The sequence below is a fragment of the Vibrio sp. ABG19 genome (assembly GCF_029962385.1).
Classification (GTDB): Bacteria; Pseudomonadota; Gammaproteobacteria; order Enterobacterales; family Vibrionaceae; genus Vibrio; species Vibrio ostreae.
Genome location: NZ_CP071708.1, coordinates 1,112,303 through 1,137,773 on the forward strand (window position 1 = coordinate 1,112,303; position 25,471 = coordinate 1,137,773).

A 25,471-nucleotide genomic window follows, 5' to 3' on the forward strand; every position below is an offset into this window, starting at 1 on the left:
GCATCCGCATGGATGCCTTTTTTATCGGGTTACATCAGTGAAATAAAGATCGCGACCGCTATCGCCATGCCGACATAGTTGTTGTTGAGGAACGCCTGAAAGCACGGCATCCGCTCACGGTGGCGAATCAAACGCTGCTGGTAAGCAAACAGCCCACTGGCAATCAAAACGCCCCAGTAGTAACTGCCACCCAGTTGCTCACTGATCCCCAACGCAATCAGCATAGCGACGGTCAGCAGTTGCAATACCCCGATGATCAGCTTGTCAAAACGACCAAACAGAATAGCGGTCGACTTAATTCCGATCAGCAGATCATCATCGCGATCCACCATGGCGTACTGAGTATCATAAGCCACCGTCCACAGCAGATTAATAACAAACACAAACCACACCACAGGTGGCAGTTCATTCGCCTGCGCGGCCCAGGCCATCGGAATCGACCAACTGAAAGCCAGCCCCAAAAAGAACTGCGGTAAATGGGTATAACGCTTCATAAACGGATAGATGAAAGCCAGCACCAGCCCGGCAAACGAGAGCTTAATCGTCAGCGGATTCATGGTCAGAACCAGCAGAAACGAGAGTACAGACAGGGAAATGAACAGGATCATCGCCTCCCGGGCGGTCACTTTGCCGGATGGCAACGGACGCGAGGCGGTACGTTTAACGTGTCCGTCTACCTTACGGTCAGCAAAATCATTGATCACACAGCCGGCCGAGCGCATCGCAAATACTCCGATAACAAACACCAGCAATACGTTCCAATCCGGCATACCGCGTGCGGCCAGAATCAGTGCCCAAATAGTCGGCCACATCAGCAGCAATGAGCCAATCGGACGATCCATACGCATTAACTGCCACAATGCGCGGGCTTTTTCTGCATTCATTTACACTCTCTCCTTGGAGTAAATCGGTGAATCGGGCAAAAACAGTTCTGCCACTAACATGGGTTTATGCTGCATCCATAAACGGGAGCGGCGCGCGAGTAATTTACCATGGGATGTCTCGGCCCATCCGACCTGCAAAGCATCACGTTTCACAGTTTCACAACTGAATATCGTCTCGCCGAGCGGGGTATCGCCCTGCTGCTGCCAGTCACGTTGCTGCATGGAGGAAAGTGGAATTAACGTACTGCCCAGAGCCCATGGCACCGCATCGCCCTGTAATACCACCTGACGCAGCAGACACTGCTCTTCACTCAAGAGCTGCATCTCATCGGCATGCAACTCAGCGGCAGCAGTAAACTGGTTGTGGAGTAATTTGACACTGAAATGCTCACAGTGTGCTGCCATCAGATGTGACAACGAGCCCAGCTCAAGTAACCAGGTTTTGGCATTCTCGTCAGGATAAATAAATTGTTCAGGCTGTTGCCAGCTGACCTGGCGCAATGCGGCCAGATAAAACGCAGTTGTTTGATTCATACTAGTATTCAATATGACGCTTATTCGTCATACAATAGAGATCGAATGCAAGCTCATTCCCAAACCAGTCCGACCCTATGCAGCATTTGTTGTCTAATGATGCGCTATTGTAACAAGAGTCTGGCGCTTCGAGTATCAGGAACAGAAGAAAGAACAGGCACAAATATGCTTAAACGTTACCTAGTCCACGCCATACTGGCCGCCAGCCTTGTCTTACCTGGTGCAGTTTATGCCAGTGATGAAGAGACGCCCAAACTGGCTTACTTCACGCTTGAGCCGGATCTGACCACCAACTTTTTTACTCAGGGTAAAAAGCTCGGCTATATCCAGGTACGCATCGATATTATGGTGGCCAACAGTGCCGACCTGCCGCTGGTTGAACGCCATCAGCCGCTGATCCGCGACGCGGTCGTCGAGCTGCTGGGTAAACAGAGTGAAGACACGATTAAATCTCTGGCGGGACGCGAAGATCTGCGTAAAACCCTGGTCGACGACCTCAACAGTGTGCTGCTACCGGAAACCGGTCGCAAGCTGATCGCTGATCTGCTGTTCACTAAGTATATTTATCAGTAATCCGGGCGGCGGCTCAGGCATCCGCACCTTTAGATTGCAAACGTCCGGCATCATGTAAACCAAGAATGACGCCGGTAACCAGGCCTGCCAGATGGGCAGAATTAGCGATAGCCATAAAAGGCTGTACGAAGCCCAGCACCAGCCAGACCAGCATAAAGCCGATCAGCGCTTTGGGCATCGTCAGTCCGAGATGCGGCGCCCGTACGCTCAGCATCCAAAGATAGCCGACCAATGCGTACACCACTCCGGACAAACCACCGAAGTTCGCCCCCTCTACCCAGTATTGCCCGGCTCCGGACAGGGCCGCCGACAGCAGAAATATCTGCACTAGCTTGCCACTGCCGAGCCGCTTTTCAATGTCACCACCCAGTTGCCACCACCACAGCAGGTTAAAGGCAATGTGCAGCACCGAGAAATGCAGCAATGCATGACTGAACCAGCGCCAGAGCTGCCACTGCTGTCCGCCGTGAGCAGGAAAGTGCAGTGCCGCAAAGATCTGATTTCCCATTCCCAGCAGTGACAGCGCGAAAATCGCAGCACACAACAGCATGGTACCTAAAGTAACCGGACCGGCTTTAGAACGCAGCATGGTGAGCATGCTAGGCGAGCGATAAACAAAGCGGGACTGGCGTGATTCGGCCAGCGCCCAGGATGCCGCCTGATATTTACTGTGATTGGGGTTGTGCAGGAAATGTTGCAGTTCTGCTTCCGCCTCTATCAGGTGCTGTTCATCTGTCAGCCACAGCGCAAACTGGCCTCCCTCCTCTGGCATCATCTGAATATCAATGTGGCGCGATGCCATGTAATCAATAAAAGCCTGCGCCATGCGCGGATTGTTCAGGGAGATCAGTTTAATCATAAATCAGCTCGCTTCGATAGGAAGGTTAGCCCGGTGCCAGGCCTCAAAACCGCCGTCTACACTATACACCTGTTCGAATCCCTGGTTAACCAGGTATTGAGCCGCGCCCTGACTGCTGATGCCGTGATAGCACATCACTAAGACAGGTTCATCAAACTCGGTCTGATCCATAAAGGCAACGATAGTGTCGTTGGTCAGGTGATAGGCATCTTTGGCATGCGCGACGGCAAATGACTGGGGATCACGAATGTCCAGAAGCTTGGCATTATGTTGTTCGATCAGCGCCTGGGCGCCAGCAACGTCGATGTGCTGAAATTGGTCCATGTTAAGTTCTCTGTTGAGCATTATTTACCGGCACACATTGTAACCTATCCAGTGCTCAACAAGTACACGACACCAGTAAGGTTATCCACCAGTGATCAAATATTCGTCATTTGTGGATAATTCTGTGGATTGCGTTGATAAAGTGGTTTGAGAAAGTTCGATCCACAACATCTTGTGATGATCCTTATTTTTCTGTGTGTAAAGATAAACATATCCCCAAATATAAAACAGCGTTCAGGCCTTGATTTACCCTGCTTGATGACAGTCAGTAAATAATTTTGTCACAGAGTTATCCACAAGGTAAGTAAACCAAGGCGATCTTACTTTTCGATCAGGCATAAAAAAACCGAGATCCGGAGATCTCGGTTTTGACTGTCAGGTCGTCGTGAGGTTTAGAACTCACCCACGGCGTCTTTAAGCTTTTTCATCGCATTCTTTTCCAGCTGGCGGATACGTTCGGCAGAAACGTTATACATTTCTGCCAGCTCCTGCAGCGTGGCTTTCTGATCGTCCAGCCAGCGCGAGCGCACAATGTGCTGGCTGCGCTCATCAAGGGTCGACATCGCCTGTGTCAGGCGTTGCGTGGTGTGGGCTTCCCAGTTCTGCGCTTCGACATTGTCAGCCAGATCCGACTGCTTGTCCTCAAGATACAACACCGGCGCAGTGTAAGCATTCGGATTGTCATCATCATCAGCGGACATTTCAAACGTGGCATCTTGTGCCGCCAGACGGGATTCCATCTCACGCACTTCAGCCGGATCGACACCCAGCTCTTTAGCTACTGTTTCGACTTCGCCGTTATTAAACCAGCCAAGGCGTTTTTTCGACTTACGTAAATTGAAGAACAACTTACGCTGCGCTTTGGTGGTGGCAATTTTGACGATACGCCAGTTACGCAGGACGTATTCGTGAATTTCCGCTTTAATCCAGTGCACCGCAAAGGAGACCAGTCTGACGCCCATTTCCGGGTTAAAGCGTTTAACCGCTTTCATCAGGCCGATATTACCTTCCTGTACCAGGTCTGCCATTGGCAGACCATAACCGGAGTAGCCGCGAGCAACATGAACAACAAAGCGAAGATGCGACAGGATCAGCCCTTTCGCCGCTTCGATCTCACCGGAGTAGTGTAAACGCTCAGCCATTTCACGCTCTTCGTCAGCCGTCAGCATTGGATAGCTGTTTACGGAACGAATGTAGCTGTCTAAGCTGTCCTGTGAAACGAGAGCCATTGGATACGCTTGGTTAGTCATTCAAATCCTCATCAATCTCTGATCTGGAATACAGTTTAACCCGTCAATATTGAACTCAAAATGAACAAGGATCAAGGGTCGATTGGTCATTATGCACAAACTGCCGAGAGTGACAAGTGACTCCCCCAGGGTGACAAAACAACTTTGCAGTAATATGACCACCGGCAATTAAACTGGTTCAATCTCGCGTAAATGGCGACGCGCAGATACCCGCGCAGCCACACAACCGAGCAGTGTACCCAGCATCAGCAGCAGCAAAGATTCATCCCAGCTCAGGCCAATCAGACGAAAACGACTGTCATACAGACGGGCTAACTCTTCCACCGCACCATTGAGTAAAATAGTGATCAGTGCCGTCATCAGCCAGGCGGTCATCGCTCCGAGAAAACCGAACCACATCCCGGAATACAGATAAGGACGCAGGATATAGCTGTCGGTCGCGCCGATCAGCTTCATGGTCTGGATTTCGTCTTTATTGGCCTGGACATTGAAGCGCAGCGTGTTACCGACGATCAGAAATACCGAAGCCAGCATCAGCAGCGACAAGCAAACCACAACGATAGTGGTCAGGTTACGAATCGCATCCAGACGGGTCAGCCAGTCTTCATCCAGACGAACATCGGTCACGTCTTCTTCACCATGCAGTGAACGGGCAATCGCCGTAATGCGCGCTTTGTCTTCTACCGCCGGGGTAATCACCAGCACACCAGGCAGCGCATATTCATCCAGCAGGCTGATCGCCTGATCGAATCCGGCATACTGGCTGAGCTCATCCAGCCCTTGCTGTGAAGAGATATAATCAACCTTGGCCACATCAGTACGGCTTTCCACCTGATCTTTGAGCACCATGATGCGCGCTTCCGGCGTGCTCTCACGTAAATAGATACTGATTTGTGACGGGCTGGCAACGTTATCCGCCACCGACGCGATGTTCTTGCTGAGTAAATAGAGGCTGGCCGGCAGCGCTAATGCCATTGAGATCACTGCCAGGGTAAGCAGATTACCGAGCGGACGCTGCCATAACGCCGAAAACGAGGCTTTGGCCTGTTTACGATGTACCGTAAAAAAGCTATCGGTTTTGGCGCGTTTCTTATCCCGTCCGACCGCAGGCTTGCGCGCATTAGCAGTGTTACCCTTTGGCTTAATGGCCATAATCTTCTACCTCGCTCAAAAAGCCCTGGTTAAGCTCCAGATGACGATACTGAGGCCGGGAATTGACCAGATTAATATCGTGCGTCGCCAGCAGAATTGTCACTCCGGCGCGGTTGAATTCTTCGAACAGACGCAGGATACGGTTGGATAGCTCCGGATCCAGGTTACCGGTTGGCTCATCAGCCAGCAGTAAGGTCGGACGGTTAACCACCGCTCGGGCAATGCCCACCCGCTGCTGTTCACCACCGGACAGCTGAGTCGGCAGGCTGCGAGCTTTATCCAGCAGGCCGGTTTTATCCAGCGCCGCATTAACCCGGCGTTTAATCTCACTTTCCGCGATCGATTCTATCCGCATCGGCAGCGCCACGTTTTCATAGACACTGCGATCCATCAGCAAACGATGCTCCTGAAACACAATACCGATATTGCGGCGCAGGAAAGGAATGTCTTTGCTGGGAATACGGGTAATATCGTGCCCGTTGAAACTGATTTTGCCGTCATTCGGCCGCTCAATCGCACAAATCAGCTTGAGCAGCGTGCTTTTCCCCGCTCCGGAATGTCCACCGAGAAAGGCCATTTCGCCCCGGCGCAAATGAAAATCGACTTTCTGCAGCGCCTGACGTCCGCCACGGTAGGCTTTACTTACTTGTTGAAACTTAATCACGCATCCTTCCCCTGTGAATACAGAGCGCAGTGCCAGTAACACGGGCGCTGCGCTCCATTCGGTTTACTCTTCGCGGCTGAACAGCGCGTCAATAAATTCCTGGCTGGCAAACGGACGTAAATCGTCGATGCCCTCGCCCACACCAATGTAGCGGATCGGGATCTGGAACTGATCCGCAAGCGCAAAGATCACACCACCTTTCGCTGTGCCATCCAGTTTGGTCAGAGTAATCCCGGTCAATGGTGCCACGTCACTGAACAGTTTGGCCTGGCTGATCGCGTTCTGGCCGGTACCAGCATCCAGCGTCAGCATGATTTCATGCGGTGCCGACTCATCAATCTTCTTCATCACGCGGACAATCTTACGCAGCTCTTCCATCAGATTGGCTTTGTTCTGCAGACGCCCGGCCGTATCAGCAATCACCACATCAACACCGCGCGCTTTGGCCGCTTCAATCGCATCGTAGATAACCGACGCACTGTCGGCACCCGTATGCTGCGCAATCACCGGCACATTGTTACGCTGACCCCAGACCTGCAGCTGCTCAACCGCAGCAGCGCGGAAAGTATCGCCGGCAGCCAGCATGACTTTCTTGCCTTCTGACTGAAACTGTTTGGCCAGCTTACCAATGGTGGTGGTTTTACCCACGCCATTTACACCGACCATCAGGATCACGTACGGCGTTTTTGAACTGTCGACTTGCAGCGGCTGCTCAACCTGAGACAGGATTTCACCCATCTCTTCTTTCAGCAGTCCGTACAGGGCTTCACCATCACGCAGCTGCTGACGGGTCGATTTCTCGGTCAGGTTCTGGATGATCTTCAAGGTGGTGTCCATACCGACATCGGCCACCAGCAGTTGCTCTTCCAGCTCTTCAAACAGATCGTCGTCAATCTTCTTGCCTTTAAACAGGCCGAAGAAACCTGCACCTATGTTGGCTTTGGTGCGGCTCAGACTGCGTTTCAGGCGGGCGAAAAAGCTTTCGGTCGGCTTTTCTTGTTCAACCACAGCCGGTTGTACAATCTCAGGTTCAGGCTCAATCTCAGGTTCAATCTCTTGCTCAGCCGGCAGCTCAGATGTTTCTTCTGCTTCTGCTTCTGCTTCTGCTCGCGTAGCCTGTGGCTCTTGCGGCGGCTCTTCAACCTCCGGCTGGGATGGCTCTACATCGGGTTGCTGCTCAAGTTCGTTTTCGGTTGCTGGTTTCTGCCCTGGTTCTTCATCACCAAAGCCAAGCCATGACAGTAAGCCACGCTTCTTCTTTTCCGTCATCTGGGGTTATCCTGGATTTATTTAACAAATCATACCTAAGTCATCTCACGCACCACCTGTGCGCCAGGCCAGGCAAGGTCACTTGGGTATACTGAGCTGAGACTACTAATTTGCTCTTTTCGGCAAAGAAAAGTGACAAAGCAGTGAAAACTTTTACGCTTGCTTGCTACACTTTGCCCTGATTCTGAGAGCCAATCCTCTGTGATGCCAGTAAAAACGCATACAGACTGGCTATAGTAACACTTAATTCGCGGTCAAAAAATCTATGCCAAGACGTCGTCAGCAAAACCCATCACAAAAACAGGCCCCAGGTGGTCAAGTGCGAATCATCAGCGGTCTGTGGCGCGGGAGAAAACTTCCGGTCCATGACGCCGAAGGCCTGCGCCCGACCACAGACAGGGTCAAAGAAACCCTGTTTAACTGGCTGGCTCAGGACATCCCTCATGCCAAATGTCTCGACCTGTTTGCCGGTTCGGGCGGACTGGGGTTTGAATCTGCCTCACGTCAGGCCGACAAAGTCACCATGCTGGAGATGAATAGCCAGGCGTTTAGCCAGCTCAAAACCAACATCGCCAGCCTGAAAGCGACCAACATTGAAGCGATTCACACCGACTCACTGGCCTTTTTGCGTCAGAGCGGCCGGGCCTATGATGTGGTGTTTATCGATCCGCCGTTCCGTCAAGGTTTGTTACAAGAAAGCGTGGCATTACTGGAGCAAAATGGATGGCTTGCCGACAACGCGATGATTTATATTGAGTGTGAAAAAGAGTTAGCGATGGCGGATCTGCCGCCCAACTGGGAACTGTACCGGGAAAAAACCGCCGGCCAGGTCTGCTACCGCCTGTTTGAAAGGACGAATGCATGAAAATCTTACTGACGCTGGCCAAAATGGCCATCGGCTTTGTCTGGCTGATTCTGCTGATCAACATCGTGATGCCGTTTCCGGGCAAAGCTGCCATTGCCCTGTACATCATGACGGCTTTCCTGCTGATGATGCATGGCCTGCAAGCGCTGATCTTTATCGGAGCCTTCGGCGACAAGATCAACATGAGCCGCGGAGAAAAATGGTCAATCCTGGTGTTTGGCATTTTCGCCCTGCTCGATATTCGCCGCAAACACATGATGTAAAAAAACCGCCGTCAGGCGGTTTTTTTATGCTTACATTTCCATGTAGCTTTTGATGCCGTTGAGGAACATCTGAGTCGACACCATCACCAGCAGTAACCCCATCAGGCGTTCCACCGCTTTGAGGCCGCGCTCGCCCAATACCCGGTGGAAGAATCCGTAGAACATCAGGACCAGAAACGTCCCGGACCAGGCAATCAGCACCGCGGCAGACAGCTCCATCAACTGATGCGGATACTGAGTCGACAGCAGCAGCAGCGCCGCAATCACCGACGGACCAGCAATCATAGGGATTGCCATAGGAACAATGAACGGCTCTTCCCCGGCAGCCAGGCCGGTAATACTGCCCGCGCTGGGAAAAATCATTTTTATCGCAATGATAAACAGGATCACGCCACCGGAAATACTCAGCGTTTCCGGTTCGACATGCAGAAAAGTGAGGATGGATTTGCCGGCAAACAGGAACAGCATCAGAATCACCAACGCAAACAGCAATTCACGAATCAATACAATGCGGCGGCGTTTGGGTTCGAGGTGTTTAAGGATAGACAAAACAACGGGTAAATTGCCCAGCGGATCCATGATCAAAAACAGCATGGTTGCAGCCGATAGAATTTCCATAACACCTCAATCAATCGAAAATTTTGCGCAGTATATCAGCGCCGCTTATCGATTTCGATGCATATCGGGGTCAATCTAATCCCGAACCAGGATTAATGCTGACAAATACGCGCCGGGTTGAAATACCACACTCCATCGGTCACCAACACTTTTTGCTGCTGCTGAAAAAAGAACAGTAAGCTGTCGAGATCAAAACCACTGCGTTTACAGGTTCGAAACTGAGCCTGGGCGCCAAATGCGCGTAACGCCGCGGCACGCAATTCCGGTTCGGTCATTGGCTGCTGTTTGATTAACTCCAGCACTTTATGGGCGTGAATCTCTGTACTCATGGTGTCTCTCATCGTCATCAGTAAAGCCTTAACTTTAACTCGCCCGGCGAGAGAGTACTTTGATTTGGCTCAGGGCAACAGCAGCACAGAGACGACAATCAGCGCCTGGGACAGCAGGCAGGTCAGCGAAACCAGAGGCTGGCCGCCGGGCAACATCCGGCGATAGGTATTAATGGCCAGTAGCACGGCAGAAGCCGCCATGGTCAGACTGGCTAACACCCCGACCAGGGAGGCTAAAGTATGTGTAGTCAGCCAGATTTGTCCGCCCGCCCAGATCAGCTGCAGTAACGTCAGCCCCATCAGACTGACCGGCACAATTCGTCGCTCCAGTTGCGGCAGAACAAGAAAGAATCCGACAATCGCTGTCGCGATCAGCAACGCAGGCAGCCACCACACCATTGCTGCGCTATTCTGCACCCAGAAAGCTGCGCTGTAGCACAGCTGAGCGAGAAGAAAAGCAATAAAGCTGGCTCGTGGTTTCGCTGCCATCAGACGCAAACCATCGGCCGCCACAGCCGCAGCCAAACCGGTCACGACCCAGGCCAGAGGCGTATTCAACCCTGAATACTGCTCGAGAGTAATCAATAACAGCAAGGTCAGACTTAGCATTCTCAGCAGTAAAGCATGCTTTAATTTGTTGTTTTCCAATGCAGAAATACGAATAACCCCCCGTTAACACCCAGCCTCCTGACGCTGCATGCCAGACCTGATTTTCATTCTGCCGCCAAGTGTAGGCATGTCAGAGTTGATGTCCAGAAGCGAACCACAAAAGTTCGATCTTGATAGCGATTCACATCACGCTGTCAGCAGGGTTACTCAACCACTCACGGGGAGCTGTCTAGTTATCGCTCAACAAGCGCGAGAAAACCGAGCCAGCCACCTCCAGATAATAAAAACATTGTTTTAAACCTCGAAATAAAACCAATAACAGCCAAATACTCATAGATATAAAGAAAAAATAAACAAACATTAAAATAAAAAAACAATGATTTATATTAAAAAACAAGATTAAAAGCTGCTACACCAAACCAGACTAACTTTTTTATCAGTTCACCAACTTGATGACGAAAAATCACTGGACAAACCAGAATCAAATGAGATTAACTCTCATCAGATAAAATATTATTCTTATAAAATGATAATTAGCTAAAATTTTACAAGCACCACACCCCTAACCAGCAAAAACATGACAAAGTCATATTAACACCCATATCAATGAAATATTAAAACCAATAAAAACATATATTTAAATAAAAACTTGCACAACCAACACCCACATCGATTAATTGATGAACGCACCAAAACAACACATAAAACTCACCATTTATGGGCAGTATTTGCGAACAAGATTGGTAATTTCAAGATGTTTATACAAATGGTATTGATTAAGCCGACAAACTAGTGTTATTCTGATTACACAAGATGAGACAACGGCGAAAGGAGCAGTGTTATGATTTCTTCATCTCAAAAACAGGGATTAGTAATGATCGCAGTAATCATTGGTTTGATGACACTGCCGATGATGTACTGATCATCTGAACAGAAACAAAAAAGGACGCGCAAGCGTCCTTTTTTCATTGTAAAAACAAGCCGTTTGATTGCAAAAAGCAATATAGCGGATAAGCGTTCAGCGCAAATGCTGTGACAGCTCCTCCCAGTGGATGTAATACACCACCAACGCGGCCAGAGTCATCAGCATCATCAGCATCAATGCCACGCGCCAGATAAAACGCCCGCTGCGCGGAGTCAGTTCTTTTTCACACTCGCGACATACCGCAAGAAATGCTTTGCGATCTTGCAACTGAAACCCAGCCTCGCCATCGGCTTTGTCCTCCACCGTGGCAACATAACGTAATTTGACAATCACGTCGTGCGGCAAACGTTCTTCACAACTGCTGATCAACTGATGTAACCCATCACCATGAGCATGGTATTGCTGACGCAACAGCTCCTCAAGTTTACGAGTACGTACTACAACCTGTTCAACATCGGACATCAGTAACTCCCTTACTCCATCGATAGCGGCAGGACGTGCTGCGGCTGACAATCCCGTTAAGTTATAGATAAGGCGGGCTTACCCGCACTTCCAGCTTCATCTGCATTCCTGATAAGGAAATGTGACGCCAGGCGTAAAATGTCGTCACATTCCACCATTCAGGGCAGTAACCAACGGGTCTTAGCACTGCGTGATAACAACCAGCTCAGTGCTAGAGATGCGGCCCCGGCAACCACTACCCACAGCGGGATCACCCAACCCGGATGCCCCTGATGCCAACCAAATGCCTTCATTGGCCACAAAAACAGCGGATGAAGCAGATAGATCCCCAGGCTGTGCTGGCTGATAAAGCCCACCACGCGCTGTGCTCCGGCGGAGAGCCGGTCAGCATAAGCCCGGCACAGAATAAAGATCATGCTGGCCGCGAGTATGGTATTGAGGGTTTTATACGAGAACCAGCGCCAAATCGTATAAGCCTGATAATGCAGACTTTCAGAAATCACGGTCGACACCGTCATATACAATGCCGCAACACCGAGCACCACAGCACCCAGTACGACATAGCGATTGATCGGCAGCTTTTTATACAGCAGGTAACCGAGTGGCAGATAGCCACTGTATAACCAGTACTGATTACTCCATGCACCATCGAAACCATACAGGAACAGCACTGAGGTAAACATCCACACCGCGACCAGCGCATAAATGGCCACATCATCAACGCGTTTCACCAGCCACTGTAACAATGGAATCAGCAGATACAGCGGGATGAAATAATAGAAGAAGCCCAAATGATAGTAGGTTTCATGCTGCGGGCTGTATTGCAACACCTCCCAGGCCGTACTGCCATCAAAACCGGTCGCACTCCAGCCCGATAACCAGGCATAGAACAGCGACCAGATCAAAAACGGAACCAGCACTTTTCCTAAACGACGCCGTACATAATAACTAAGCTCAAAAGGTCGGGCATCACTCAGCAACAAAGCACCGGAGATCAAAATAAACACCGGAACAGCCCAACGGGTCATGCCGTTGACACTGATTGCCGTCGCCCACTGTGAAAACGGAATCTCACCCAGTTCAAAGCGATAAGGCGCCAGAACATGAATCGCGATTACCGCCGCTGCCGCCACGCAGCGCAATAAATCGAAAAAAATCACTCGTTTGGTCATACGCAATGCTCTTCATAAATTAAGCCACCACTATAAAACGAATGACCCGCCAATTGTAAGCCTGGTGTTGTTTCTCGGTTAAGTGATGAAAAGAGCACTCAGTCAATAGCCTGTACCTATTGCAACGATGCACACAACCGGTTGTTCTTTTCGCCACCAGAGCGGTACTCTTTTTCCAACGGTGTCACAGACATCCCATGCATTTAACCAGACGAGGTAAGCGTTATGACGACGACTCTTATTGGCCTGAATAACACCCAAAGTCAGCAACTGGCGCAGGCGCTCAATCACCTGCTGGCCAACTACCAGGTGTTCTACATGAATACCCGCGGTTATCACTGGAATATCAAGGGTAAAGAGTTCTTTGAACTGCACGCTAAATTTGAAGAGATTTACAGCGACCTGCAGGTCAAGATTGATGAACTGGCAGAACGGGTACTGACCCTCGGCTCACAGCCGATGCACAGTTTCAGCGACTACCTGGCCGCGAGTGATATTCGCGAACACACTAATGCGACAGATGGTGTCAGCACGATGACGGGTCTGGTCGCAGGCTTTTCCAGCCTTATCAGCCAGCAACGCCATGTGTTAGCGCTGGCGGCGGAAAACGAAGACGAAGGGACAGCGGCGCTGATGAGTGACTATATCCGCGAGCAGGAAAAACTACTCTGGATGCTTAACGCCTGGCTACAGTAATCACGTCCGATAACGCACCGGCACCACTCACCGCCTCAGGCAGGCGGTGAGGTGACGATTAAGGCTGGCCACCCTGCTCAAGCCCAAGACACCCAAAGACGGGTGGCCAGTCGCCTGATATGGCCTGAACAACCTATGTTTGCCGCCAGAACCTATGTTTGCCGCCCGAAAGTCAGGCACTACCTTTACCTTGGTACTGCCTGACTAGCTTTTGGATCATGGTAGCCCCAAAACCCGATTAACGACTTGTCGCCACCTGCTCAATGTACGCTCGCTGCTGTGCACTTGAAAAGGCAGCGGGGCGCAGCGCCTGAATGTCACTGATACACTGTGTCAGCGGCCAACCACAATCGAGTAAGACATGCGCCGCCAGCAGTCCGGTGCGGCCGGAGCCTCCCATACAGTGCAACGCCACTTTATTGCCTCGTTTGAGTGCAGCACGCAGCTGCACGCTCACCGTCGGCCAATGTTCAGTAAACAACGCGCTGGGCACACTGTTGTCTTCAATCGGCAAATGGATCCAGCCCAGCCCTAAACCCTGCGCGGTCTGACCCAGCGATTCGACCTGTTTTGCGGTCATTTCTTCACGGGTTATCGCACTGACGATCACGGTCACACCACTTTGTTTAAGTTGTTTCAGGCTATCTAATAAGGTGACCTGCCGGGTGCCCGGACACGGCATCAGCACCAACGCCGCCTTTTCCACCGCCAGCTCCCAGATTGGATGGGTCATACTCGCCCCTCCGCAAACGGCGCCAACACGCCATATCCCGACTGTGCGAGCGGGGGCTTTTTCCCTGTCTGGTTCATTATTGTTCTCCCTAACCTTACCAACGACTTATTATTCTAAACTGATTAACAGCAAGGACGCTCCGCCATATCCTGCAGCCGTTCACTGTCTCGTACATATTGCTGCTGCAGATTGTCGGCCTGCTGCAAACCGTCAATCACTGTCTGCAACCAGGCTGGCAGCGCCGGTGACAAACGGTAAAACACCCATTGTCCCTGACGTTCATCCAGCAGAACCCCACTTTGCCGCAACTGAGCCAGGTGGCGGGAAATTTTAGGCTGACTTTCCTGCAGCGCATAAGTCAGTTCACAGACGCACAAGCGCCGCTCACGTGCGATCAGCAACAGGCAGCGCAGACGGGTCTCATCGGCCAGCAGTTTAAAAAATTGGTGCGGTAGCATCACTCACCTCAAATACATGCGAATATCCGCATATCCTAAGTATAAAAAAACACGCGTCAATGCGCGTCACCTGCTCATCACAAAAAATTCATTTAATCGGAACGGTGGAGGGCATGACTGGCGTGCCGCCATCAACGGGCCTACGCTCTCTGCTCCACCCCGGATTGTATAGCCATTGCATTTCCTCGCAACTCGCTTATTCTAACCGCAGTAAAACCTGTTTCCGCCCACCAACCAGAAGATGTAACTGAGCAAGTGTTATGGCCTCAACCTATACGCAAGAGTCAAACTTTGAGTATGCAATCCACCACCCTGTCGCTGATTTATGGCAAACACGCAATGAAGGTTACTACCGCTCGTTTGATAACACCCGACTCTTCTGGTGTTCACTGACCGATCCCGCACACGATAAAGTGATTGTCGTCGTAAATGGGCGTATCGAGTCAGCCTGGAAGTATCAGGAGCTGTTTTATGATCTGTTTCAGCTGGGTTACGACATTTATGCCTATGACCATCGTGGCCAGGGGCTGTCGGACCGCCTGATTGAAGAGCGGGAAATGGGCTTTGTCGGCGAGTTTGATGACTATGTGCAGGATTTGTCCGGATTAGTGGCCATGTGGGATCTGCACCGTTACCAGCAGCGTTTTCTGTTGGGGCATTCAATGGGGGGCGCCGTGGTTACCCGCTACGTCCAGACGCATCCCCATCATGATTTCAGTGCCATGGCACTGAGTGCGCCGATGTTTGGTGTCAGCATGCCGTGGCAACTGCGCCCGGTCGCCATGCCGCTGACCCAGTTCATGACCGCTCTCTACCGTAAGCCGACTTATGCGCCGGGCTACAGCGCCTACTATGCGAAACCTTTTGAAATCAACCCGCTGACCCAAAGTGAGGTACGCTATCGCTGGTTTCGCGAGCTGTACGAACAAAAACCCGAACTTAAGCTGGGCGGCCCGAGCACACGCTGGGTATGGCAGGGTCTGATGGCCGCCAAACAGTGTATCCAGCTGACGCGGCAGATCCGCATCCCGACCTTAGTACTGCAAGCCGAAGCAGACACGATTGTCAGCAATGCAGCCCAGGTCCGTTTTATCACCAAACTGGCGCGCACCAATCCGGCCAGCAGCATTGAGGTCATCGCCGGAGCCCGGCATGAAGTGCTGTTTGAACGAGACCCGTATCGCAATCAGGCTCTCGATGCCATGCTGGCTCATTTCGCCAAAGCCGAACAGACACACGCTGGTTAGCAGCGACAGGAGCGGACAAATAGAGGAAATTTTGTCCGCTTAGTTTTACCCTCTTTTTCCTCTTTCGCATCGCGTAAACTGGATGACCAGAAGCGCGCACCGTCTTCGACCTGTTTCCACTGTGATCAAGAGAGTTATATGACTACTGAACGTAATCCATCCCCGTTTCGCATCGTCGCTTCCGATCTGGATGGCACGCTGCTGGCGCCGAACCACCAGCTGAGCCCGTTTGCCAAGCAGACCCTGCAACAGCTTCATCAGCAAGGCTACACGTTCATTTTTGCCACTGGTCGTCACCACATTGATGTCGCTGGAATCCGCGAGATCGCCGGTATCCCGGCCTACATGATTACTTCGAACGGTGCCCGGGTTCACGACCAGGACAACCGTGAAATGTACAGCAAGAATGTCCCGCCGCACCGGGTGCAGGCGATCATCGACCTGGTGAAAAACGAGCCGGGACTGTATATCCACCTGTACCGCAACGATGACTGGCTGCTGAGTCGTGAGAATGAACTGCTGCGTCAGTTCCACGAAGAATCGGGCTTTGCGTCGCAACAGTTTGATGCCGATAACGCACCGACCGACGGCATTGCCAAAATCTTCTTCACCCATGAAGAACGCGATCATGAACTGCTGACTCGATTCGAAACACTCATCAATCAGCAATTTGGTGATGAGCTCAATGTAGCTTTTTCAACGCCTTGGTGTCTGGAAGTGATGTCTGCCGGTGTGTCTAAGGGCCATGCACTGCAGGCAGTGGCTGAATCTCTGGGGCTGACCCTGGACCACTGCATCGCATTCGGCGACGGTATGAATGATGCCGAAATGCTGGCCATGGCAGGCAAAGGTCTGGTGATGGGTACGGCGCATGAAAAAGTCTTCCGCGCTCTGCCTGACAATGAAGTGATTGGCAGCCATGCCGATGATGCCGTGGCGCACTACCTGCAGCAGCATCTGCTGTAACCACGGCCGCTGAACCCAAGGCGGTATGACCCGCGACCAGTTATTCCACATCAACAGGCAGCCCGGGCTGCCTGTTTTGCTTTAACGGCGTCGCTTAACCGGGTCATTCCTGGGGGGGAAATGTCTATTTGGGCCAGGCCTCTTTGGTTAAAATCGCCTGCCACTCAGACTCACTGACCGGCATCACCGATAAGCGATTACCACGCTTAACCAGCGGTAATTCGCTCAGTTCAGGCATCGCCTTAAGCACGGCCAGTGAGATAAGGCGCTCGGTTTTACGCACAAACTCAATATCCACCATCACCCAGCGCGGGTTATCTGGTGAAGATTTGGGGTCAAAACCGTCACTCTCCGGGTCAAATGCAAAATGGTCCGGATACGCTTCACGCACCACTCTGGCTATCCCGACCACGCCGACATTCTTGCACGATGAATGATAAATCAGCACCAAATCACCGATTTTAACCTCATCACGCAACATATTCCGTGCCTGGTAATTGCGCACACCGTCCCAGCAGGAAACCTTTTTTGTCCGCAGAGTGTCAATAGAAAAAGTGTCTGGTTCTGTTTTGAATAGCCAGTATGCCATAATGAAATCCGTTTAATGTTCTGTCACAAGGAAGATATAACATGAAGGCGCTGACAATCCCAGCCGCAATCCTGACCGCCGCCCTGCTGCAAGCCTGTGCCGGCACACCTTCCGGCCAACCGGCTGACAAGCCGGCACCGCAGGCCAGCCTGACCCGGCCCGACTCTATTCATCCGCAGCGTTTTGTGCTGCGCGGCCAGGTCGTACTCGGTCATCAGGTGCGCTCCTTCACCCCGTGCGGCAGCCAGCAGCAACTGTGGCTTGATCTACCCGAGGAGATGAGTCAGCAAGCCATGGCGCTCAATCAGTCGCCGTATCAGATCATGTATGGGGAAATGATTGGTTACCTGGCGCCCCCCAGCCAGACCGGTTACAACGGCGATTACACCGCGCGCTTTGTCGTGCAGCAGATAAACCGCCTCAGTGCAGAAAACCCGGATCGCTGCGATTTGGTCTCCACCCCGACCCGCGCCTTCGGCACGGAACCTTTCTGGTCGATGAGTTTCAGCAGCCAGGGGCTAACCTTCCAGCCTGTCGGCGGAGAAAAACAGACCTTTACGATTGAAGAGCGTGATATCAGCGAACAAGTCCGTCATTACCAGTTTGACGGCGGTGAGCTCAGTCTGACCCGGGGCACCTGTTCAGATAATATGAGCGATACCCTGTATAGCTGGCAGGCCGAACTGGAACTGAACGGCGGTGAGTACCGTGGCTGCGCTACCCTTGGCAACCAGGATGCCACACTGGGCTGGACCGGCACCTATTTTGCCAGCGCGACACACAGTAACGGATTCAGTGTGACACTCAATCTCAATGGCGACCACAGCGCCACCACGCGCTACCACTACTCTGACGGCAGTGCCGATACGGTTGAAAGCGGCTACTGGCAGCAACTGAGCGGCCAGCAGGTCCAGGTCGTGATGACCCGCCACCAGCAGCAGTATCTGTTGTCACAACGGATTTTCACCCGCGAGGGGAACCGTCTCACCGCCACCCATGAACAAGTCGGTAGTCTGGTTTATCCGATCAACGATGGCGGCCTGGTGCTGTACTCCGCAGATAACGCTTCACTGCGATCCGATAAGCAGGTCATTGACCACACTACGCAACTGGTATCCAGTGACCGCTTTGAAGAGGACGTCGACCAGGCCGTAAGACGCTACTTCGCCCTGCATGACACCGCGACCGAAGGCAGTCACTATCGCTGGCTGAAATACGACTTAAACGGTGATGCCAAGCCCGAACTGCTGGTTCAGCTGGACTGGTGCGGCTCCGGCGGTTGTACCCTGCTGGTATTTCAGCACCAACAGCAGGAATGGCGTTTTAACAGCCGTATTACCCTGATCAATACCCCGTTCCAGGTCGCCGACAGCAGTTCTCATGGCTGGCAAGATCTATTGCTGCCGGTGCGCGGCGGCGGCGCTAACGCCGCAGTACACCGCCTGCAGTACAATGGCATCAGCTATCCGCTCAACCCGAGTGCCGCCCAGCCGGCCAACAGCAAAGACAGCAGCAGTGTCACCCTGTTTGCTGACGGTCTGTCGCCACATCAGTCCGGTGTGGCGTTGTGAGTGGTGCCTGCACCAACTGCGGACTGCGGCATCAATGTCTCTGCGATCGCATTCCGCAACTGCGCAGCCAGTTGCAGTTATCACTGCTGATGCACGAGAGTGAGTACCAGCGTGATACCAATACCGGACGTTGGTTACGAGCCGCCGTCCCCGGCTGCCAGGACTTTGGCTGGAGCCGGGTCGAACCTTCGTCCGGCCTGCAGCAAAGAATCGCTGATCCGAACCTGTATTCAGTGCTGGTTTACCCGGATGAACAGAGTCTGAGCCCGCAGCAGGTATTGCATCAGGCGCGCCGCACCGCACAGCAGCCCCACTTTATTGTGCTGGACGGCACCTGGCAGGAAGCGAAAAAAATGGTGCGGAAAAGTCCGTGGCTGGACACTCTGCCGCGCATGCAGCTGATGCCGCAGCAGCAGTCGGCTTATCAGCTGCGCCGCAATCAAAGTGACGGACATCTGTGTACACTGGAAGTGGGCTGTGAGTTGCTGCAGCTGCTGGATGAAGCGGACAATGCCGCTCAGCTGATGCGTTTTTTCACTGAGTTTATGCAGGTGTTTCAGGCCGACAAAAGCGGCCACCGCTGGTCAGGCGGCGGGAATTAATCCAGGGTTGCATCGCAGGATGAGCGGCTTCTCTTGCCGCTCTTGCGCCCAGGTCAGCAGACAGTACCGCTCAGGCACCTATTTCTTCAGCCGCTCGGGCGCTCCCAGATAGAAGCCCTGCAGAAAGTCGACGCCCATCTCTTCACTGATACGACACACGTCCTGGTTGTGAACAAACTCAGCCACAGTTTTGGCATTCAGCACCTGGCACAACTTAACCAGCTGCTGGGCGATACGGCGCTGTTTCACATCCTGGTCGATGTTGCGGATCAGGCTACCGTCGAGCTTAATCACCTGCGGCTCAAGCTTAACGATTTCATCGATATTGGAATAACCGGAACCGAAATCATCAACAATGATACTGGCGCCCAGGGCACGGAACTGATTACAGACATCAATCATATGACCGTAGTCGGTAATCTGTTCGGTTTCCAGCACTTCCAGTCCGACCCGCTGTGGATTGGGCAGCGATTTGATCGCCTCTTCCAGATGGATAAGGGTGCGTTCACTCATGAAGTCCTGCGGAGACAGGTTGATCGAAAATCCTTCACTGCGATGACGCATCAGCTCAAAAGTACGACTAATCATCTGCCGGCTGAGACGGTTATAGAGGTGGGTACCCTCGATAATCGGTAAAAAGCGCCCCGGTAAAATCACTTCACCTTCATCTTCAATCCGCACCAGACACTCATAAGAAGCCAGCTGATGACTGTGAGCATGGTAGAGTGGCTGCGCGTACACCAGCACATTGTCATTCAACACTGCGCGGCTGACACAGGACAGCCATCCCAGCCGTTCCTGGCGTACTTCATCCTGTGCCCGCAGGCGGTTGGCATTATAGAAATGGCGATTGTGCTTATACGCATCGCGGCGAGCTTCTATCGCGCGCAATAGCAGATCATCAGCGGTTTTGTCAGCAAAATCGCGCCGGCTGACCAGGCCAGCACACAGGGATACGGAAACATAATCCACTTCCGGCAGGCCGAACGGTTCGAAGTTGACATGCTCAAGCTGATCAACAAACTTTGAAAAAGTCAGATGAATAAAGTCGGCATCGGCGGCACTGGCGAATATCGTGGCCCACTCGCCGACCCCGATCGCAAACAGCTCGCTGCGCCCCGGCAGATGCTGCTGCAAATAATGCTGAAAGTGACTGCTCAGATCCTGCAGCAGTTTGTCACCAACCCGGTAACCATACTTCTCGTTGATTTGATTAAAGTTGGTCAGTTTGAGCACCAGCAGATGATCGCCGTCGCTCATACGCAGTAATTTCTCACGCAGGACCACCCGGTTCGGCAAACCGGTACGCGGATCCATCCGGTAGCTGGCGGTCATCATCGTCGCCTGACGCTGGATTTTTTGCGATAAGTTGTGGTTAACCTCATCCAAATCACTGAGCGAATTACGGATCAGACTGAACAACGGTGCAATCACATCATGATGGCCGAAGCTAAATGGTTCAGGCTCGGCGGCAGGCTTAGCTCCTTCCCGCAGCGCGATGTAAGTCAGACTGTGACTCATCGAACGCAGCAACTGACCATCATGCCACAGCTCACCCATGCAGTAGCTGCCATGGGTCTCAGCCACCGCCTGCAGTGGTAACAGTTCCTGATTATCCTCGATAAAATCGAGCCGTGAGATACAGTTGTAAACCCAGATTTGCTGTGGCTGGAAACTGCGTAACTGCTGCGCGCCGAGATAAACCTGCTCCAGCGTCATCGACGGGTGATCGAAACTAAACCGTACTTCATCCCCGACCGCGAGCGGCTTACTGAACACCAGACCCGAGTCCTGCTCATAGAGCGGCACATACACATCCTGCTGCTCAAGATCGCCTTTAATCAACGGAAAATTATGCAGCATTTCCAGCGCTACTGACTGACCATCACCGAGATAGCGGTTGTAGATTGCCTGGATTGGCTCGCCGTTAAGACGATAGACAGTATTCCCCTGCGCTTCGGTGACGCGGAAATGACGCCCGATCGGGTTCCACTCGATGTAAGCCTGCGTGATCAGCTCCAGCTGCGAACTGTGCAGCGCCACCGCCACCATACTGTTCTGATAAGTCTCGGTATCGAGTAACACCCAACGTCCGCGTTCGGTTTCACTGGCCGCACCACCAGCAACAGTGAGGCCCGGAGCCAGATGATTAAATGCCCGTACCCGCTCGGAACGCTGCCCCATTTCCAGATAAGCAGCGAAGCACAAAATGGCGCACGTATCCGCTTCTATTGCGATGCGTTCCAGCAGCACTTGCGTATCACCGGAGGGATTATCGGAATAACGTGTCAGGGCGCAGCTGAGGCGGGTGGAATGGAAATCGGTAAACAGCAGCAAAGTGCCCTGGTGATGAATGTCTCCCTGTTCGATCACCTGACCACTACTGAAGCCAATAATGGTGGCCTGAGGAAACTTGCGCTTGAGCTGTTGTGCCAGGCACTCAACCTGGCTCGGGCTTTCGCAGGAAAACAACTGAATAAGTAATGAACCTTGCGCCGAGAATGAAAAATCAGCCAGCCTCTGATCCGGAGACTGATCTAAAGGGATAAAAAGCGACGCGGTTAACATATCATCCAACTAACTCATCACGAGAACAAAGGTGAGCCCACAAACCCATAACAATAATCGATACTGCTAAATAAGTTAATTATCACACTTACAAAAAACAATGTTTATTCAGATAATTAACTGTTTTAGTTGAGACAAAGCATGGATTTCGACATCCGGTAACAGTTTTGTTTTCGGCGTTACACGCGGGTTGAGACCTTGATCGTTATACCAACAGGCCTGAAAGCCATTGAGACGCGCGCCCTGCACATCCGTCACCGGGTGGTCTCCGACGTGCAAAATCGCTCTGGCCGGTAAATCCAGACACTCCCGCGCCTGATTAAACATATCCGCATGCGGTTTAGCATATCCGTCAGGACCGGCACGCAGTACTTGTTTAAAATAGCCGCTCAAACCGATTTTTTCCGCATCCACGTTACCATTAGTAATCGCCACCAGCGGCATGCGTGCGGCAAGTTCGCTCAGCACTTGGTGAGTTTCAGCCGGGACATCCACCAGATTGCGCAGCCGCAACACCTCAGCCATTGCGGCTTCGGCTGCCTGCTGCGCAGCTGGGCGCTGATACCCCAGCTCCATCAATGCGGTGCGGATCTGCACCAAACGCCATAATGACACGTCATTTTTCAGCCAGGCATCCTGTTCAACCACTTTACGCTTCACCGCCTGCCACCAGTCGGCACTGCGCGTCACCGTTACCGGATGTTCACGCGCTAACCACAAGGTCACCTGCTGCTCCAGATGGCGGATAACCGGACGGTTATCATACAGCGTATCATCGAGGTCAAAGGTCATTGCCTGAATCGGCGACAGTGTGCGGTAAATCAGCATCCGTTACTCCTTGGATTTTTTGTGGGCGCGTGGGTGAGCCTGATCGTATACCTGAGCCAGATGTTGAAAGTCGAGGTGGGTATAGATCTGGGTGGTGGAAATATTTTCGTGGCCGAGCAACTCCTGTACGGCACGCAGATTATTACTCGATTCGAGCATATGAGTGGCAAACGAGTGGCGCAGTTTATGCGGGCTGATATGGCTGGCGACCGATTGTTTCTGCCCCCACTCCGCCATACGTTTCTGCACACTGCGATGGGAAATCCGCCCCCCAAGTTTGGAGATAAACAGAGCCGGTTCCGGACCTTTGAGCAGCGCGCTGCGTACTTTAAGCCATCGGCCAACCCACTCTTTGGCCTGGCCGGCAAACGGGACTTTACGCTCTTTGTTGCCTTTACCCAGCACCCGGATTTCACCGCTGCGCAGGCTGATATCGCGCACATCAATCGCCACCAGTTCCGCCAGACGCAAACCGGCGCCGTACATCAGCTCCATCATCGCACGGTCACGGATGGACAACGGGTCATCTTCGTCGACTTCCAGCAGCTGCGCCATTTCATCGACATCAAGATTTTTCGGCAGCGGACGCTGCTTACGCGGCGCCGATACGCCTTTGGCCGGATTGGCACTCAGCTCACCACGCAGGATGAGAAAGTCGAAAAAACTGCGCAGGGAAGAGAGGCGGGTCGCCAGGCTGCTGGCTTTCATGCCATCACGCATCCCTTTACTGGCCAGCTGGCGTACCCAGCCGGCATCGACCTGCTGCCAGTGACGGACACCCAACTGGCACAAATGCTCAGCCATGGCACCAAGTTGCTGTTTATAATTGCGCTGCGTGTGCAGGCTGAGGCCTTTCTCGCTGCGCAAATATTCGTAGAATCGTTCCAGCGGCCTGATCAGACTATCAGGCAGTGGGGTGACTGATTCGGTCATGCTCGTTCACCTGCCAGGGTAAAATTTCGATCAGATGGGACAGCACCAGCGCCAGATGACGCAGGAACAAGGTATCCATACAAGGCTGGAAGTGGCCGCCATCTTCGCTGGCAAACGCCAGTACCCCCTGCGCACTGCGCTGCACCAAAGGCAACACGACATACGACCCCATCTCGGGAGCGGACGTGTCTTCACCAAACAGCAGCTGGCGATCAGCCTGACGCAAGCGGCCCAGATAGGCGCTTTTGCCGTTGAAATGGTTGGTAGAAAAACGCTGCCACTGCTCTTTAGACCAAGTATAGCGCGGATGAGGGTGGTCCAGCAGGCGGACGTAAGCTTTCAGCCCCAGCAGCTGTGCTTTGGTCTCTATCGCCCGGCATACCGCATGCAGATGAGAACATTGCAGAATCTGCTCCTGCAGGTCCATAAACTCATGAAACGTGCGATCATTATTCGCAGCCAGCGACATCAGAGTGGTGATCTCCTCCTCCAGCTCTTCAATCCGCTGGCGCTGACGCGCCAGTTGAACATGAACCAGAGACACTGACCCGAGCTGCTGATGCGGCAGGGCCATTTGATCAACCAGATCAGGACGCTGCTGGAAGAAATCGGGATGGTCTTTCAGATACTCGGCAACGACTTCAGCCGTCAGTGCATCGGCTTGCAGTTGTGACAAAACAAATCCTCGTTAGCAAGACAGCTGGCCGTCAAAAACATGGGTTGCAGGGCCGGTCATAAACAGCGGTTTACCCGGTCCTTTCCAGCTAATCACCAGAGAGCCGCCCGGTAAACTGACCGTGACGGTTTCATCCAGTAGGCCCTGAACAATGCCGACCGCAACCGCGCCACAAGCGCCGCTGCCACAGGCCTGGGTTTCCCCGGCACCGCGTTCATAGACACGCAGATTGACCGCATTACGGCTTACGACCTGCATAAAACCGGCATTAACCCGCTCAGGGAAACGCTCATGCGACTCCAGCAGCGGGCCCAGGGTTTCCACATTGGCGGTTTTGACATCATCGACCACGGTCACCACATGCGGGTTACCCATGCTGACCGCCCCACAGAACAGAGTCTGCTCACCAACGCGCATAATGTAGGTCTTTTCAGTCTGCTTAGCACGGAACGGAATCTTATTTGGTTCGAACTCCGGCACTCCCATGTTAACGGTGATCTGGTCATCGTCTTCGACATTGAGCACCATCTTGCCTTTCTTGGTACTGACGCTGATGCTGTACTTATTGGTCAGCCCCTTCATGCGTACAAAGCGGGCAAAACAACGCGCGCCGTTACCACACTGCTCGACTTCGCTGCCATCGGCATTGAAAATTCGATAGTGAAAATCCGTTTCCGGATCATAAGGCGCTTCAACCACCAACAGCTGGTCAAAACCCACCCCGGTATGACGATCCGCCAGACGGCGGATCAGATCAGGGGAGAAGAAGACGTTCTGGGTAATGCAGTCCACGACCATAAAGTCATTACCCAAACCGTGCATTTTAGAAAAATGGAAATGCATAATGCGTCA

Annotated in this window: 29 protein-coding genes; 8 read left to right on the forward strand and 21 right to left on the reverse strand. The window is 52.5% G+C overall.

What is annotated here, in order from left to right; translation table 11 throughout:
• Positions 1–29: 29 nt before the first annotated feature.
• The gene (gene ubiA / locus J0X00_RS11305; RefSeq protein ID WP_136487347.1) at positions 30–884 is read right to left on the reverse strand and encodes a 4-hydroxybenzoate octaprenyltransferase; all 855 of its coding nucleotides are present in this window, start codon (positions 882–884) and stop codon (positions 30–32) included.
• Positions 885–1,418 (reverse strand): chorismate lyase, encoded by a 534-nt coding sequence (locus tag J0X00_RS11310; protein WP_282478064.1) that lies wholly within the window; start codon positions 1,416–1,418, stop codon positions 885–887.
• Between the two features lie 165 nt (positions 1,419–1,583).
• On the opposite strand from J0X00_RS11310, the gene J0X00_RS11315 reads away from it, so the two are divergent.
• Positions 1,584–1,991 carry a flagellar basal body-associated protein FliL gene (locus tag J0X00_RS11315; RefSeq protein ID WP_282478065.1) on the forward strand — a complete coding sequence of 136 codons (408 nt, stop codon included), beginning with the start codon at positions 1,584–1,586 and terminating at the stop codon, positions 1,989–1,991.
• A gap of 13 nt (positions 1,992–2,004) precedes the next feature.
• Here J0X00_RS11315 and glpG read toward each other — a convergent pair whose 3' ends face one another.
• The 6 genes from glpG to ftsY all read right to left on the reverse strand — a co-directional run bounded on the left by glpG (position 2,005) and on the right by ftsY (position 7,509).
• On the reverse strand, positions 2,005–2,850 hold the full coding sequence (glpG, locus tag J0X00_RS11320; RefSeq protein ID WP_136487344.1) for a rhomboid family intramembrane serine protease GlpG: 846 nt from the start codon (positions 2,848–2,850) through the stop codon (positions 2,005–2,007).
• A 3-nt stretch (positions 2,851–2,853) separates the two neighbouring features.
• On the reverse strand, positions 2,854–3,174 hold the full coding sequence (gene glpE, locus J0X00_RS11325) for a thiosulfate sulfurtransferase GlpE (RefSeq protein ID WP_136487343.1): 321 nt from the start codon (positions 3,172–3,174) through the stop codon (positions 2,854–2,856).
• A gap of 392 nt (positions 3,175–3,566) precedes the next feature.
• Entirely contained in the window at positions 3,567–4,424 is an 858-nt protein-coding gene (rpoH, locus tag J0X00_RS11330; protein WP_136487342.1) for an RNA polymerase sigma factor RpoH, read from the reverse strand.
• A gap of 168 nt (positions 4,425–4,592) precedes the next feature.
• On the reverse strand, positions 4,593–5,576 hold the full coding sequence (ftsX, locus tag J0X00_RS11335) for a permease-like cell division protein FtsX (RefSeq protein ID WP_136487341.1): 984 nt from the start codon (positions 5,574–5,576) through the stop codon (positions 4,593–4,595).
• On the reverse strand, positions 5,566–6,240 hold the full coding sequence (gene ftsE, locus J0X00_RS11340) for a cell division ATP-binding protein FtsE (protein ID WP_136487340.1): 675 nt from the start codon (positions 6,238–6,240) through the stop codon (positions 5,566–5,568). The genes ftsX and ftsE overlap by 11 nt, the downstream gene beginning before the upstream one ends.
• Positions 6,241–6,303: 63 nt before the next feature.
• A complete protein-coding gene (gene ftsY, locus J0X00_RS11345; protein ID WP_282478066.1) occupies positions 6,304–7,509 on the reverse strand; it encodes a signal recognition particle-docking protein FtsY in 1,206 nt (401 codons plus the stop codon).
• A 265-nt stretch (positions 7,510–7,774) separates the two neighbouring features.
• Here ftsY and rsmD point away from each other — a divergent pair, with 265 nt between their 5' ends.
• Together rsmD and J0X00_RS11355 are read left to right on the forward strand one after the other, a co-directional pair.
• Positions 7,775–8,374 carry a 16S rRNA (guanine(966)-N(2))-methyltransferase RsmD gene (rsmD, locus tag J0X00_RS11350; protein WP_282478067.1) on the forward strand — a complete coding sequence of 200 codons (600 nt, stop codon included), beginning with the start codon at positions 7,775–7,777 and terminating at the stop codon, positions 8,372–8,374.
• Positions 8,371–8,637, forward strand: coding sequence for a DUF1145 domain-containing protein (locus J0X00_RS11355; RefSeq protein WP_136487337.1), 267 nt, complete (start codon positions 8,371–8,373; stop codon positions 8,635–8,637). Before rsmD ends, J0X00_RS11355 begins: the two co-directional genes overlap by 4 nt.
• A gap of 30 nt (positions 8,638–8,667) precedes the next feature.
• Here J0X00_RS11355 and J0X00_RS11360 read toward each other — a convergent pair whose 3' ends face one another.
• From J0X00_RS11360 to J0X00_RS11380, 5 genes are all read right to left on the reverse strand, one after another.
• Entirely contained in the window at positions 8,668–9,255 is a 588-nt protein-coding gene (locus tag J0X00_RS11360; RefSeq protein WP_136487336.1) for a YhgN family NAAT transporter, read from the reverse strand.
• A 92-nt stretch (positions 9,256–9,347) separates the two neighbouring features.
• On the reverse strand, positions 9,348–9,584 hold the full coding sequence (locus J0X00_RS11365) for a YecH family metal-binding protein (protein ID WP_136487335.1): 237 nt from the start codon (positions 9,582–9,584) through the stop codon (positions 9,348–9,350).
• A gap of 69 nt (positions 9,585–9,653) precedes the next feature.
• Positions 9,654–10,193, reverse strand: coding sequence for a lysoplasmalogenase (locus J0X00_RS11370; RefSeq protein WP_282478289.1), 540 nt, complete (start codon positions 10,191–10,193; stop codon positions 9,654–9,656).
• Positions 10,194–11,211: 1,018 nt separating this feature from the next.
• Positions 11,212–11,580: a DUF4145 domain-containing protein gene (locus J0X00_RS11375; protein ID WP_136487334.1), complete on the reverse strand. Its 369-nt coding sequence runs from the start codon at positions 11,578–11,580 to the stop codon at positions 11,212–11,214.
• Positions 11,581–11,738: 158 nt separating this feature from the next.
• Positions 11,739–12,752 carry an acyltransferase family protein gene (locus J0X00_RS11380; RefSeq protein WP_282478068.1) on the reverse strand — a complete coding sequence of 338 codons (1,014 nt, stop codon included), beginning with the start codon at positions 12,750–12,752 and terminating at the stop codon, positions 11,739–11,741.
• Between the two features lie 225 nt (positions 12,753–12,977).
• Here J0X00_RS11380 and J0X00_RS11385 point away from each other — a divergent pair, with 225 nt between their 5' ends.
• Entirely contained in the window at positions 12,978–13,448 is a 471-nt protein-coding gene (locus J0X00_RS11385) for a Dps family protein (protein ID WP_136487332.1), read from the forward strand.
• 238 nt (positions 13,449–13,686) lie between these two features.
• Here J0X00_RS11385 and J0X00_RS11390 read toward each other — a convergent pair whose 3' ends face one another.
• Both J0X00_RS11390 and J0X00_RS11395 read right to left on the reverse strand, forming a co-directional pair.
• Positions 13,687–14,181: a dual specificity protein phosphatase family protein gene (locus J0X00_RS11390; protein ID WP_136487331.1), complete on the reverse strand. Its 495-nt coding sequence runs from the start codon at positions 14,179–14,181 to the stop codon at positions 13,687–13,689.
• 122 nt (positions 14,182–14,303) lie between these two features.
• Positions 14,304–14,639, reverse strand: a complete 336-nt coding sequence (locus J0X00_RS11395; protein ID WP_136487330.1) for a metalloregulator ArsR/SmtB family transcription factor — start codon at positions 14,637–14,639, stop codon at positions 14,304–14,306.
• A gap of 260 nt (positions 14,640–14,899) precedes the next feature.
• Here J0X00_RS11395 and J0X00_RS11400 point away from each other — a divergent pair, with 260 nt between their 5' ends.
• Positions 14,900–15,886 (forward strand): alpha/beta fold hydrolase, encoded by a 987-nt coding sequence (locus tag J0X00_RS11400; RefSeq protein WP_282478069.1) that lies wholly within the window; start codon positions 14,900–14,902, stop codon positions 15,884–15,886.
• Positions 15,887–16,024: 138 nt separating this feature from the next.
• On the forward strand, positions 16,025–16,852 hold the full coding sequence (locus tag J0X00_RS11405; protein WP_282478070.1) for a Cof-type HAD-IIB family hydrolase: 828 nt from the start codon (positions 16,025–16,027) through the stop codon (positions 16,850–16,852).
• Between the two features lie 124 nt (positions 16,853–16,976).
• On the opposite strand, the gene J0X00_RS11410 is transcribed toward J0X00_RS11405, so the two are convergent.
• Positions 16,977–17,441 carry an EVE domain-containing protein gene (locus tag J0X00_RS11410; protein ID WP_282478071.1) on the reverse strand — a complete coding sequence of 155 codons (465 nt, stop codon included), beginning with the start codon at positions 17,439–17,441 and terminating at the stop codon, positions 16,977–16,979.
• 41 nt (positions 17,442–17,482) lie between these two features.
• On the opposite strand from J0X00_RS11410, the gene J0X00_RS11415 reads away from it, so the two are divergent.
• Both J0X00_RS11415 and J0X00_RS11420 read left to right on the forward strand, forming a co-directional pair.
• Entirely contained in the window at positions 17,483–19,012 is a 1,530-nt protein-coding gene (locus J0X00_RS11415) for a hypothetical protein (protein ID WP_282478072.1), read from the forward strand.
• Positions 19,009–19,614, forward strand: coding sequence for a DTW domain-containing protein (locus tag J0X00_RS11420; protein WP_282478073.1), 606 nt, complete (start codon positions 19,009–19,011; stop codon positions 19,612–19,614). The genes J0X00_RS11415 and J0X00_RS11420 overlap by 4 nt, the downstream gene beginning before the upstream one ends.
• A gap of 78 nt (positions 19,615–19,692) precedes the next feature.
• On the opposite strand, the gene J0X00_RS11425 is transcribed toward J0X00_RS11420, so the two are convergent.
• The 5 genes from J0X00_RS11425 to dapF form a co-directional block, all read right to left on the reverse strand.
• On the reverse strand, positions 19,693–22,182 hold the full coding sequence (locus J0X00_RS11425; protein ID WP_282478074.1) for an EAL domain-containing protein: 2,490 nt from the start codon (positions 22,180–22,182) through the stop codon (positions 19,693–19,695).
• A 108-nt stretch (positions 22,183–22,290) separates the two neighbouring features.
• Entirely contained in the window at positions 22,291–23,010 is a 720-nt protein-coding gene (gene yigB, locus J0X00_RS11430) for a 5-amino-6-(5-phospho-D-ribitylamino)uracil phosphatase YigB (protein ID WP_136487323.1), read from the reverse strand.
• Between the two features lie 3 nt (positions 23,011–23,013).
• Positions 23,014–23,943: a tyrosine recombinase XerC gene (gene xerC, locus J0X00_RS11435; protein ID WP_136487322.1), complete on the reverse strand. Its 930-nt coding sequence runs from the start codon at positions 23,941–23,943 to the stop codon at positions 23,014–23,016.
• Positions 23,915–24,619 carry a DUF484 family protein gene (locus tag J0X00_RS11440; RefSeq protein WP_136487321.1) on the reverse strand — a complete coding sequence of 235 codons (705 nt, stop codon included), beginning with the start codon at positions 24,617–24,619 and terminating at the stop codon, positions 23,915–23,917. The genes xerC and J0X00_RS11440 overlap by 29 nt, the downstream gene beginning before the upstream one ends.
• A gap of 12 nt (positions 24,620–24,631) precedes the next feature.
• Positions 24,632–25,462 carry a diaminopimelate epimerase gene (dapF, locus tag J0X00_RS11445; RefSeq protein WP_136487320.1) on the reverse strand — a complete coding sequence of 277 codons (831 nt, stop codon included), beginning with the start codon at positions 25,460–25,462 and terminating at the stop codon, positions 24,632–24,634.
• Between the last annotated feature and the right edge of the window lie 9 nt (positions 25,463–25,471).

Excerpts from the sequence above, each read along its gene's own strand:
- J0X00_RS11315 (WP_282478065.1), top strand. The coding sequence starts at position 1,584 with ATGCTTAAACGTTACCTAGTCCACGCCATACTGGCCGCCAGCCTTGTC.
- J0X00_RS11400 (WP_282478069.1), top strand. The coding sequence starts at position 14,900 with ATGGCCTCAACCTATACGCAAGAGTCAAACTTTGAGTATGCAATCCAC.
- glpE (WP_136487343.1), bottom strand. The coding sequence starts at position 3,174 with ATGGACCAATTTCAGCACATCGACGTTGCTGGCGCCCAGGCGCTGATC.
- glpG (WP_136487344.1), bottom strand. The coding sequence starts at position 2,850 with ATGATTAAACTGATCTCCCTGAACAATCCGCGCATGGCGCAGGCTTTT.
- J0X00_RS11380 (WP_282478068.1), bottom strand. The coding sequence starts at position 12,752 with ATGACCAAACGAGTGATTTTTTTCGATTTATTGCGCTGCGTGGCGGCA.
- dapF (WP_136487320.1), bottom strand. The coding sequence starts at position 25,462 with ATGCATTTCCATTTTTCTAAAATGCACGGTTTGGGTAATGACTTTATG.
- J0X00_RS11390 (WP_136487331.1), bottom strand. The coding sequence starts at position 14,181 with ATGACCCATCCAATCTGGGAGCTGGCGGTGGAAAAGGCGGCGTTGGTG.
- ftsY (WP_282478066.1), bottom strand. The coding sequence starts at position 7,509 with ATGACGGAAAAGAAGAAGCGTGGCTTACTGTCATGGCTTGGCTTTGGT.
- J0X00_RS11365 (WP_136487335.1), bottom strand. The coding sequence starts at position 9,584 with ATGAGTACAGAGATTCACGCCCATAAAGTGCTGGAGTTAATCAAACAG.
- ubiA (WP_136487347.1), bottom strand. The coding sequence starts at position 884 with ATGAATGCAGAAAAAGCCCGCGCATTGTGGCAGTTAATGCGTATGGAT.
- J0X00_RS11355 (WP_136487337.1), top strand. The coding sequence starts at position 8,371 with ATGAAAATCTTACTGACGCTGGCCAAAATGGCCATCGGCTTTGTCTGG.
- yigB (WP_136487323.1), bottom strand. The coding sequence starts at position 23,010 with ATGCTGATTTACCGCACACTGTCGCCGATTCAGGCAATGACCTTTGAC.
- J0X00_RS11395 (WP_136487330.1), bottom strand. The coding sequence starts at position 14,639 with ATGCTACCGCACCAATTTTTTAAACTGCTGGCCGATGAGACCCGTCTG.
- J0X00_RS11425 (WP_282478074.1), bottom strand. The coding sequence starts at position 22,182 with ATGTTAACCGCGTCGCTTTTTATCCCTTTAGATCAGTCTCCGGATCAG.
- rpoH (WP_136487342.1), bottom strand. The coding sequence starts at position 4,424 with ATGACTAACCAAGCGTATCCAATGGCTCTCGTTTCACAGGACAGCTTA.
- J0X00_RS11310 (WP_282478064.1), bottom strand. The coding sequence starts at position 1,418 with ATGAATCAAACAACTGCGTTTTATCTGGCCGCATTGCGCCAGGTCAGC.
- J0X00_RS11415 (WP_282478072.1), top strand. The coding sequence starts at position 17,483 with ATGAAGGCGCTGACAATCCCAGCCGCAATCCTGACCGCCGCCCTGCTG.
- ftsX (WP_136487341.1), bottom strand. The coding sequence starts at position 5,576 with ATGGCCATTAAGCCAAAGGGTAACACTGCTAATGCGCGCAAGCCTGCG.
- J0X00_RS11375 (WP_136487334.1), bottom strand. The coding sequence starts at position 11,580 with ATGTCCGATGTTGAACAGGTTGTAGTACGTACTCGTAAACTTGAGGAG.
- rsmD (WP_282478067.1), top strand. The coding sequence starts at position 7,775 with ATGCCAAGACGTCGTCAGCAAAACCCATCACAAAAACAGGCCCCAGGT.
- J0X00_RS11405 (WP_282478070.1), top strand. The coding sequence starts at position 16,025 with ATGACTACTGAACGTAATCCATCCCCGTTTCGCATCGTCGCTTCCGAT.
- J0X00_RS11410 (WP_282478071.1), bottom strand. The coding sequence starts at position 17,441 with ATGGCATACTGGCTATTCAAAACAGAACCAGACACTTTTTCTATTGAC.
- J0X00_RS11360 (WP_136487336.1), bottom strand. The coding sequence starts at position 9,255 with ATGGAAATTCTATCGGCTGCAACCATGCTGTTTTTGATCATGGATCCG.
- J0X00_RS11370 (WP_282478289.1), bottom strand. The coding sequence starts at position 10,193 with ATGCTAAGTCTGACCTTGCTGTTATTGATTACTCTCGAGCAGTATTCA.
- J0X00_RS11385 (WP_136487332.1), top strand. The coding sequence starts at position 12,978 with ATGACGACGACTCTTATTGGCCTGAATAACACCCAAAGTCAGCAACTG.
- xerC (WP_136487322.1), bottom strand. The coding sequence starts at position 23,943 with ATGACCGAATCAGTCACCCCACTGCCTGATAGTCTGATCAGGCCGCTG.